The organism is Streptomyces sp. NPDC005004 (assembly GCF_053600675.1).
In genome coordinates, this window is sequence record NZ_JBSGAH010000021.1 from 88,584 (window position 1) to 98,248 (window position 9,665).

The 9,665-nt window shown below is 73.4% G+C and carries 6 protein-coding genes and 1 tRNA gene; 2 read left to right on the plus strand and 5 right to left on the minus strand.

Annotated elements, in window-relative coordinates; translation table 11 throughout:
* Nucleotides 1–114 precede the first annotated feature (114 nt).
* From ACWEEU_RS25945 to ACWEEU_RS25960, 4 genes are all read right to left on the minus strand, one after another.
* A complete protein-coding gene (locus tag ACWEEU_RS25945) occupies nucleotides 115–4,572 on the minus strand; it encodes a caspase, EACC1-associated type (protein WP_451735288.1) in 4,458 nt (1,485 codons plus the stop codon).
* Nucleotides 4,569–4,697, minus strand: a complete 129-nt coding sequence (locus ACWEEU_RS25950) for a hypothetical protein (RefSeq protein WP_385744083.1) — start codon at nucleotides 4,695–4,697, stop codon at nucleotides 4,569–4,571. The genes ACWEEU_RS25945 and ACWEEU_RS25950 overlap by 4 nt, the downstream gene beginning before the upstream one ends.
* A 56-nt stretch (nucleotides 4,698–4,753) precedes the next feature.
* Nucleotides 4,754–5,530: a precorrin-6A synthase (deacetylating) gene (gene cobF, locus ACWEEU_RS25955; protein WP_385744081.1), complete on the minus strand. Its 777-nt coding sequence runs from the start codon at nucleotides 5,528–5,530 to the stop codon at nucleotides 4,754–4,756.
* Nucleotides 5,531–5,781: 251 nt separating this feature from the next.
* Entirely contained in the window at nucleotides 5,782–6,297 is a 516-nt protein-coding gene (locus tag ACWEEU_RS25960) for a DUF309 domain-containing protein (protein WP_451735290.1), read from the minus strand.
* Between the two features lie 104 nt (nucleotides 6,298–6,401).
* Here ACWEEU_RS25960 and ACWEEU_RS25965 point away from each other — a divergent pair.
* Nucleotides 6,402–6,475: transfer RNA gene (locus ACWEEU_RS25965), tRNA-Pro, on the plus strand.
* A 194-nt stretch (nucleotides 6,476–6,669) separates the two neighbouring features.
* Nucleotides 6,670–9,156, plus strand: coding sequence for an excinuclease ABC subunit UvrA (gene uvrA, locus ACWEEU_RS25970; RefSeq protein WP_451735292.1), 2,487 nt, complete (start codon nucleotides 6,670–6,672; stop codon nucleotides 9,154–9,156).
* Nucleotides 9,157–9,284: 128 nt separating this feature from the next.
* On the opposite strand, the gene ACWEEU_RS25975 is transcribed toward uvrA, so the two are convergent.
* Nucleotides 9,285–9,665 (minus strand): VOC family protein (locus ACWEEU_RS25975; RefSeq protein ID WP_451735294.1); only part of this gene is annotated, 381 nt, incomplete at its 5' end.

Genomic DNA, 9,665 nt, shown 5'->3' on the forward strand with positions numbered 1-9,665 from the left:
CGTCGGGGAGGACGTGCCGTGATCCGTCCGGAGGTCGCCGACTTCATCGCCCTGGGCAAACCTCCGGCGCGACGGGTTGACGAACCGGTGGTACTCCTGGCGTTGACCCGCCGGTCACCTGTCCGCAGGGCACGGCGCCCGAAATGCGGTGTCCGGTACGTACCGCTCCCACTCCGCCGGCGTGATCGGATCGCCCGCGCTCAGGCACACGTGGTCCGCGACCTGGCGCGGGTCGGTGTTCCAGACGGCCACGACGCCGCCCGCAGCCGCGAGGTAGGGGATGTGGCCCTGGGGGCTGTAGGAGAGGCTGTCGACGCCGAGGTCGGCCGCCGTGAAGCCGAACGAGGCGCGCCAGAGGGGGAGTGAGGGGGCGGTGACGTCCCACAGTTCGATGTGGCTCGTGGTCGCGCCGGTGGAGCTCTTGAGCACGCCTGTGCTGGCGACGGCGAGGGTGTGTCCGTCCGGGGTGAAGGCGAGGGGGCCGCCGGTGCCGAGGATGCGGATCTCGCCGAGCGGCTTCGCGAGGTCGCCGTGCCCAACGGCCCACAGGCGGACGGCGTTTCCGGAGTCCGAGACGGCCAGCACGCGTCCGTCGCCCCGGAACGCCGGTACGGCGTTCGCCGAACCGGGGGAGAGGGGGCGCGGGGTCCTCGCGACCGGGTGCCGGGCGTCGGAGACGTCCCACAGGAGCAGCCGGTCGCCGAAGCTGCCGACGAGGAGGCGGCCTCTTGGGGCGAAGGCCAGGTGGAAGGCGGTGTCGTGGATCACGGCGAGCGGCCGCGGCCGTTCCGGCCGGCTCACGTCGAACAGCCGTACCGTGGGCGGACTTCTGCGGTGGGTGGAGTAGCCGGTGTCGGACACGGCCAGGACGCGGCCGTCCGCGCTGTAGGCGAGGCTTTCCACACCGTCCGTGGGAGAGCGGAGAGTGGAGAGCACCGAGGTGGGGCGCGCCGTAGGGCGCAGGCGGACCACCGGCGCGCCGTCCGCGCGTTCGGCCTCGGCCAGCACGCTGCCGTCGGGGTTGAAGGCCGCCGACCCCGCGACGATGTCCCCGCTGCCGGGCAGGTCGGCCAGCTTACGGTGGGGCGGCCGCCCGGACATGTCCCACAGGGCGGACCGGTCGGCGCCGTGCACGACGAGCAGTCGCCGTTTTCCGCCGCTGAACCGCGTGGTGAGTCCGAACCCCGAGGGAGAGCGGCCGAGACTCGAAGCCGCCCCCGGACGGCCCGAGTTGGTCACGTCCCACAGATGGACGCCGGTGGTCGAGGCGTGCAGCAACAGCACGGGAGAGCGGCTCGGCGCGAAGAGCGCCGGTACGGGACCGCTCGTGTACGTGTCCGGTTCGACGAGCGCGTGAGCCTGGCTGATGTGCGCCGGGTCGGTGACGTCCCACAGGTACAGCTCCGTCCCGCAGGGGGTGGCGAGCAGTTGCCCGTCAGGGCTGAACGCGGTGGAGATCAGCGCTTGTTGGCACGCCTGAAGACTGTCTTCGCTGCCCACCTTCCCCAGCAGCCCGGGTTTGCGCGGATCGGACACGCTCCACAGGCGTACGCCGTCTCCGGGTCCGGCCAGCACGGTGCCGTCCGGGCGGAAGGCGACGCGGTGCGGAATCCCGCGCGGGGTCTCGGTGGGCGGCGGAGCCCCGGCCACCGCCGCCACCGGAGTCGTGCGGGCCGTGTCGGCGGCGGTGTCCCACAGCCGGACCCGGCCGTCCGCGCCCGACGCGGCCAGCAGGTGCCCCTTGGGTGCGAAGGCGAGGGAGTCCAGCGGGCTCTTCGGGCCGGTGAGGTCCGGCAGGGCCCGCGGCGACCGGGGATCGCGGAGATCCCACCGTCGTACGGCCCCGGAGGTGGCGCCGAGGGCGAGCGCGTGGCCGTCGGGGGAGAAGGCGAGGGCGGTGGACGAGTGGGGCACGCCTCGTGGCAAGGGGAGTCGAGACGGATGCGCGGGGTCGGCGAGGGACCACAGGCGCACCGCTCCGGACGACCCGGCGGTGGCCGACCTGGCGCCCGCGCCCGATTCCGCGGGTGACGCCAGCGCCGCCAGCAGCCGACCGTCCGCACTCAGCGCGACCCCACCCGCACCGGGCAGCGGCACGGTCGCCACCCGCTCGCCCGACGTACGCCACAGGACCACGGACCGGCCGGTCGACAGGGCCAGCAGTCGCCCGTCGCCGGTGCGGGCGAGGTCGACCACGGAGTCCTGACCGTCGTAGGCGCCGGGGGTCTCCAGCATGGAGAGGAGCGTGGCGACGCTGAGATCCGGGTCCAACCGGTACGCGGCGACGCTGAGTTGCTTGGCCAATCCCGGCTGGGTGTCGCGCAGGCTCACGGCCTCGTTCGCCATGAGCCGGGCGACGGCCCGGCCGCGCTGGGAGGCGGCTTCGTGCTGGTAGACGGCGGCCGTGACGCCGCCGCCCGTCGCGATCAGGAGCAGCACGACCAGGACCGCGATCACGGCACTCCGGGTCCGCGCCGACCGCCGCTCCTCGTGGGCGGACGCGTCGAGGAACTCCGTCAGCCGAGGCTCGTCGTTCTGACCGCGGGCCGCGCGCTCCGCGCTCTCCAGCGCCGCCGCCAGCCTGTTACCCCGGTACAGCAGGTCCCGGTCGCGGCCCGCCCGCAGCCACGCCTCGGTGTCGGCGGCCAGTTGCTGCCGGGTCCGTAGCCAGTCGCGGTCCGCCTCGATCCAGCCGCGCAGCCTCGGCCACGCCGTGAGCAGCGCGTCGTGGCTGAGCCGGACGGTGCTCTCGTGCAGCACCACCAGCCGCTCCCGGGCCATGCGCTGCAGCGCGTCCTCGGCCGCCCGCCGGTCCGCGACGCCGTCCAGCAGCGCGTCGCGCTCGGCCGGGCGCCCGGTGTCCACCGTGCCGTCGTCGATCCGCACCAGTCGCGGCAGCATCCGCCGCAGAGCGTCCCGACCCGCCGGGTCGAGGGCGTCGTACACGCGCTCGGCGGTGGTCCTGAGCGCCGTCGCGACACCCCCGCTCGCGCGGTAACCGGCGACGGTGAGCCGCGCGCGGCCGCTCTCGGCCCAGGTCGCCCACAGCGCGTGCGAGAGCAGGGGGAGCGTGCCGGACCGCGGACCCGGGGGCCGTACGGCGTCCAGCTCGTGCAGCATCAGGTCCGCCAGCCCCTCGTCCAGCCGGACCCCGACCGTCGCCGCGGGCCGCTCGATCGCCGCCCGCAGCTCCTCCAGACGCATCGGGGAAGCCTGGACCTGGTGACGGCGCAGTGCCTCGGCGAGGTGGGGGAGCGACTGCGCCTGGCCGTAGAAGTCGGCGCGCAACGCCATGACGACGAGGACGCGCCCGCCGTCCCCGGCCAGCGCCGCCAACGCCGCGCAGAACGCGTCCCGTTGGCGCTCACCGGCCGTGAACAGCTCCTCCAGCCGGTCGACCACCAGCACCAAGCGCTCTTCGGTCAGCTCTCGCGCCAACACCGCGGCCGCACCCGGGGCTTCGGTGAGCGCCTCGGCCCCGGCCGGTCCCTCCGGGTGCAGCACGGTGGCCAGCGCGCGCATCGGATCGTCGCCCGGGGTGAGCACCAGCCACGATCGGCTCTCGGAGCCCGGCAGCCACGGGGTGCCACGGCGCAGCGCGGCCAGCAGCCCGGCGTGCAGCAGCGAGGTCTTGCCCGCGCCCGACGGCCCGACGACGATGACCGGCTGCCCCGCGTCCACGGCCGCGGCGCACGTCTCCAGCAGCTCCTCGACGAGCCGCTCCCGCCCGTGGAACAGGTCGGCGTCGTCCACGGTGAACGCGTCGAGACCGAGGTAGGGGCAGCGGCTCGGCGCGGTGTCGCGGTCGTGGTCGTCCGGTGGACCGGCGTCGTCCGTCGTCGGTCGGGCGGGATTGACCGCGATCACCAACTCGCCCGAACGGTCCCCGGCTTGGCGGCGCGGCAGCGGGCCGCCCCTGGCGCGCAGACCGCGGAACAGGAAGTCGTAGACGGCGTCCAGGGTCAGCAGCCGGGGACCGCGCGGGTCGCCGTGGTCGAGCAGCCGGATCAGTTCACCGGTGAACGTCGTGTACTCGGCGTCCTCTGGCGCAAGCGCCAACTGCTCCGCAGAGGCGAGGAGATGAACTCCGTGCGCTGCCGGAAGCGTGATCGCCGGCGGCGTCGCCGGGCCACCGATCCCCGCGCGACCCGAGAAGCAGCAGTCCAACACCACGACGACCGAGGGGGCTTGGCAGAGCGTGAGCGCCTGCCGCAACGCGGAGAGAGGCAGCGCCTGATGGGCGGCGAGACCCGGGGTGAGCCGGTCGGTGCTGCTCGCCGCGAGGTGCAACTCGTCCCCGGGACCGATGAGTCCGTGCCCGACGTAGTGGATCAGCAGCACCGTGCGAGCGCGTCGGGCCTCCTCCGTCACGGCCGCCGCCATCGCGTGGGCGTCGGCGGGATCGAGCAGGGTACGGATCGAACCGGGCGCGACCCCGCAGACCGTCGTGAGCCGGTGGCGCAACGCCTCCACCGTGCGGGAGACCGCGGGTACGGAGGTCAGCGTCGGCCCGGGGTGGTTCTCCGTACCGATCAGCAGGACGCGTACGCCCTCCCCCGACAGATCCGTCACGACGCGTCGGCGCCCCGGGCGTCGACGTCCGGCTGATCGGTCGACGACGCGTGCGGCGAACGCGGTTCATCGGCGCCCGCGGCACCGCCGACAGCGGCTCCGGTGTCATCGGTGCGATACGTCACGCCTTCATCCTGGCACCCAACGACCGCCCAGGGAACGGAACTTGCCGGGAATCTCCTCAGGACTCACCTCGCGCGTGCCTGCGGAGCAGGTACGTGTCCATGATCCAGCCCTTGCGCTCCCGTGCCTCCGCCCTCAACTCCTCGATGCGAGGGGCGGCTTCGGCGAGAGGACCGGCGACAAGGATCTCGTCCGGGGTGCCGATGTACGCGCCCCAGTAGATGTCCATGTCCTCCCCGGCGTAGTGCCGGAAGGTCTGATGCGCGTCCAGCATCACCACGACGTCGTCCACTCCCTCGGGGAAGCCCTCCGCCAGCCGCCGCCCGGTGGTGATCTGTACCGGACGCCCGACGCGGTTCAGTCCCGTACGGTGCCGCGCGACCAGCGAGGAGACACTGCTGATCCCGGGTATCACGTCGTACTCGAACTCCACCGCGCCCCGCTCCAGCACCTCCTCCAGAATGGCGAGCGTGCTGTCGTAGAGGGCGGGGTCGCCCCAGACGAGAAAGGCGCCCGTGCCGTCCGCGCCGACCTCCTGCCCGATGAGCCGCTCGTAGATCCCGGCCCGCGCGCTCCGCCAGTCTCCGACGGCCGGCGAGTACCCCGCCCCGCCCGCCTTCCGGTCCCGCTCGGGGTCGCGCGCCTCCACGACCCGGTACGACCCCGGCTCCAGATGCACGTCCAGGATCTCCCGGCGCAGCCCCGTCAGATCACTCTTCGCCTCCCCCTTGTCCAGCAGGAAGAACACGTCGGTACCGCGCAACGCCTTGACGGCCTGCAGCGTGAGCTGGTCGGGGTCGCCGGCACCGATCCCGATGACATGAATCTTTCGCACGGGTCGAGTGTGCCGTACGAGGTGCACCGGGGGTGCCCGGGGCCCAGGGCCTGTCCGACGATTCTCGTCTGCCGCGCGACGCCATGCACGCACTCTCGCCGCGCCGCCCCCGGACCCCGGTACGTCCAGTACGGGGGCCTGGGGCCGACACGCCGAGAGCACGCACGTGACGCCGCGCGGCCGCCCTCCGGGCGACGACGGGAATGGTCAGACGGGCCCTGGCGGCGCCCCGGGGGCCGGATCAGGCGCGCTCAGGGCCGGAGCCTCGGCGCCTCCACCGCCGCGTCGACGGCTCCACCCTCCTTCTCCACCCGCTCGGCCAGCCCGACGGCCCACCCCCCGACCCCGGCGAGATCGATCCCGTACGGCCGGGGCTCCCCGCTCTCCACCCCCCACTCCCGTACGGCCACCGCACCGCGCCGCAGCAGACGGGCACCGCCCCTGACGTTCCCCCGAGCCGCGTGGGTGAGCCCCACGGCGACCTGCGCCAGCCCCCGCCACAGCTCCCGCTCGCTCTCGGGCCCCGACTTCCAGGCGTCCTCGAACACCTCGTGCGCGTGGAACGGCTTCCCCGCGTCCAGCAGCGCCTGCGCCTCCACGACCGTCTCCCCGGGCGACCGCACGACTCCCTCCGGCTGCCGCTCCACCCCGTCCGCGCCGTAGGGCAACGGCCGCCCCAGCCCGTCCCGGGGCCGCGCGCTACGCGCCCGCCCCTGCGTGTCCCGGTCCCGCCCGTCGCCCACCGGCCTCGTGTCCGCGTCTCCCATACGGCCGATTGTCCCCTGCTCACCCGGCCCCGCTTCGGGCCGACCCCCCGCGTGGGGTAAAGTGCTGTTCGCGCGATCACGCGGGTCACCGCGAGCCAGCGCATCGGGACGTGGCGCAGCTTGGTAGCGCACTTGACTGGGGGTCAAGGGGTCGCAGGTTCAAATCCTGTCGTCCCGACTCGTGAGAGTCGCAGCTCAGGGCCGGTTTCAGAGAAGTCTGAAACCGGCCCTCGGCCGTTCTCGGGGGACCGTTCGGGGACCGGAGCGCGATCTCCGTCGGCCCGTCCGGAACCGCCGGGAGAGCCACGGCCGTGACGTCCTGGGACGACACGCCGTCGCGCGGTTCGCGGCGTGATCAGGTAGTCAGGAACGGTGACCAAGGACGCGACCGACCCCTTCGTACATGTCCGGGGCGCCAGTGAGAACAACCTGCGCAACGTCGACGTCGACGTTCCCCGGGACGCGATGGTCGCCTTCACCGGCGTCTCCGGTTCGGGCAAGTCCTCGCTCGCGTTCGGCACGCTCTACGCGGAGGCCCAGCGGCGCTACTTCGAGTCCGTGGCGCCGTACGCCCGAAGGCTGTTGCAACAGGTCGGCGCACCGCACGTACGGGAAATCACCGGACTGCCTCCCGCCGTCGCCCTGCAGCAGCGACGCGGGTCGCCCAGCTCGCGCTCGACGGTCGGCACCCTCACCACGCTGTCCAATCTGCTGCGGATGCTGTACTCCCGCGCCGGTACCTATCCGCCCGGGGCCGCACGGCTGGACGCCGAGGCGTTCTCGCCCAACACCCCGGCCGGTGCCTGCCCGCAGTGCCACGGACTGGGCGTGGTGCACGACGTCGCCGAGGACCTGCTCGTCCCGGACCCCTCGCTGAGCATCCGCGAGGGAGCGATCGCCGCCTGGCCGGGCGCCTGGCAGGGCGCCAACCTGCGCAGTGTCGTGAACGGCCTGGGGATCGACATCGACCGGCCGTGGCGCAGGCTCAGGAAGAGGGACCGGGACTGGCTGCTGTACACGGACGAGCAGCCCTCCGTGTACATCGAGCCGGAGGAGGACCGCGTCGACTACGGCTACCAGGGCAGGTTCTGGAGCGCCCGCAAACACGTCATGCACGTTCTCGCCGACTCCAAGAGCGAGAAGATGCGCGAACGGGCGCTCCGGTTCGTCAGGAGTGTGCCCTGCCCCGAGTGCCACGGCAGCGGACTGCGGCCCGAGGCGCTCGCCGTGACCTTCGCCGGATGCTCCATCGCCGAGATCAACGCGATGCCGCTCACCGAGGTCGTGACGCTGCTGCGGCCCGTCGCCGGGCGGTCCGACGCCGACGCCACCACGTCGACCGCCCGGTCCGGGGAGACGACCGAGGCCGCTGTCCGGATCTGCGCCGATCTGGTGGCGCGGATCGACGTACTCCTCGACCTCGGTCTCGGGTATCTCAGCCTCGGGCGCCGCTCGACGACCCTGTCGCCCGGCGAGGCGCAGCGCCTGCGCATCGCCGGCCAACTGCGCTCGGGGCTGTTCGGCGTCGTCTACGTCCTCGACGAACCCTCCGCCGGGCTGCACCCGGCCGACGCGGAACCGCTGCTGGACGTGCTGGACCGTCTCAAGGCGGCGGGCAACTCGCTGTTCGTCGTGGAGCACGACATGGACGTCGTACGGCGGGCGGACTGGGTGGTCGACATCGGCCCCGGCGCGGGCGAGGGCGGCGGACGCGTGCTGTACAGCGGCCCGGTCGCCGGTCTGGAGCGGGTCGCGGACTCGGCGACGAGCCGGTACCTGTTCGGGCGCGCCCAGCCGCTCGATCACCGCCCGCGCACACCGCACGGCTGGCTGCACCTGAGCGGCGTCTCCCGCCACAACCTGCGCGACGTGTCCGTCGACGTACCGCTCTGCGTGCTCACGGCGGTGACGGGCGTGTCCGGTTCCGGAAAGTCCACGCTGGTGACGCAGGTCCTCGCCGAGGTCGTCCGCGGCCACCTCGGACTCGTACCCGAGGAGCCCGACGAGGCGCAGATGGAGGTCGACGTTCAGGACGCGTCGGGGGTCGAGTCGTTCGACCGGCTGGTACGGGTCGACCAGCGCCCCATCGGGCGGACTCCCCGGTCCAACCTGGCCACCTACACAGGGATGTTCGACGCCGTGCGCAAGGTGTACGCGGCGACGGACGAGGCGAGGGCGCGCGGCTACTCGGCCGGGCGGTTCTCCTTCAACGTGCCCGAAGGGCGCTGCGAGACCTGCCAGGGCGAAGGATTCGTCGCGGTGGAACTGCTGTTCCTGCCCGGCACCTACGCACCGTGCCCGACCTGCGGGGGCGCCCGGTACAACGCCGAAACGCTGGAAGTCACCTACCGCGGAAAGAACATCGCCGAAGTGCTGGCGCTGTCCGTGGACGCGGCCGCCGAGTTCCTGTCCGCCGTCCCGGCCGCCTCGCGCAGCCTGGAGACGCTGCGCGAGGTGGGACTCGGGTACCTGCGGCTGGGCCAGCCCGCGACGGAACTCAGCGGCGGTGAGGCTCAGCGCATCAAACTGGCCACCGAACTGCAGCGGGCCCGCCGCGGGCACGCGCTCTACCTGCTCGACGAGCCCACGGCAGGGCTGCACCCCGCGGACATCGCGCTGCTGCTGCGCCAGATGCACCGGCTCGTCGACGCCGGCAACACGGTCGTCGTCGTCGAGCACGACCTGGACACGATCGCCACCGCCGACTGGGTCATCGACCTCGGGCCGGGCGGCGGCGACGCGGGCGGCCGCGTGGTCGCGGCGGGTCCGCCGGCCGAGGTCGCGAAGGCCCGCCGCAGCGCCACCGCGCCCCATCTCGCGGCCCGGCTCGCGCGCCGCCGGCGGGGAAACGGATCGTAGTCCCCGCCCCGGGCACGGCGAGGTGTCGCCGCCTCCGCCGGTCTGCGCACGCGCCCGCCCGGCGCCGCGGTACCGAGCGAGCACCGCCCGGCGTCGCGATCGCCGGCGCCCCCGTAGCGCGCGGGAACTCAGCCCAGTTGCTCGGCCAGTGCGACGATCACGCCTTCCGGGCCGCGGAGGTAGCAGAGCAGATAGCTGTCCTCGAACCGGGCGATCTCGCCCATGAGTTCGGCGCCGTGCGGGCGCAGGCGGGCGACGGTGTCCTCGATGTCGTCGACGGCGAACATGACGCGGTGCGTGCCCAGGATGTTGTGCGGCCGCTCGCGCGGCCCGGCGTCGATCGCTTCGGGGCTGCGGTACTTCGCCAGCTCGATCCGGCTGTGCCCGTCCGGCGTCCGGAGCATCGCGATGTCGCAGTGAGCCTTTTCAGCGTGGCCACCGATCGGGTGATGAGGCGGGTGCGGGGGTGGGGTACGCAACTGGCAGGGCTCCCGTGCCGTTGAGGGAGA

Excerpts from the sequence above, each read along its gene's own strand:
- ACWEEU_RS25960 (WP_451735290.1), bottom strand. The coding sequence starts at position 6,297 with ATGGGAGACGCGGACACGAGGCCGGTGGGCGACGGGCGGGACCGGGAC.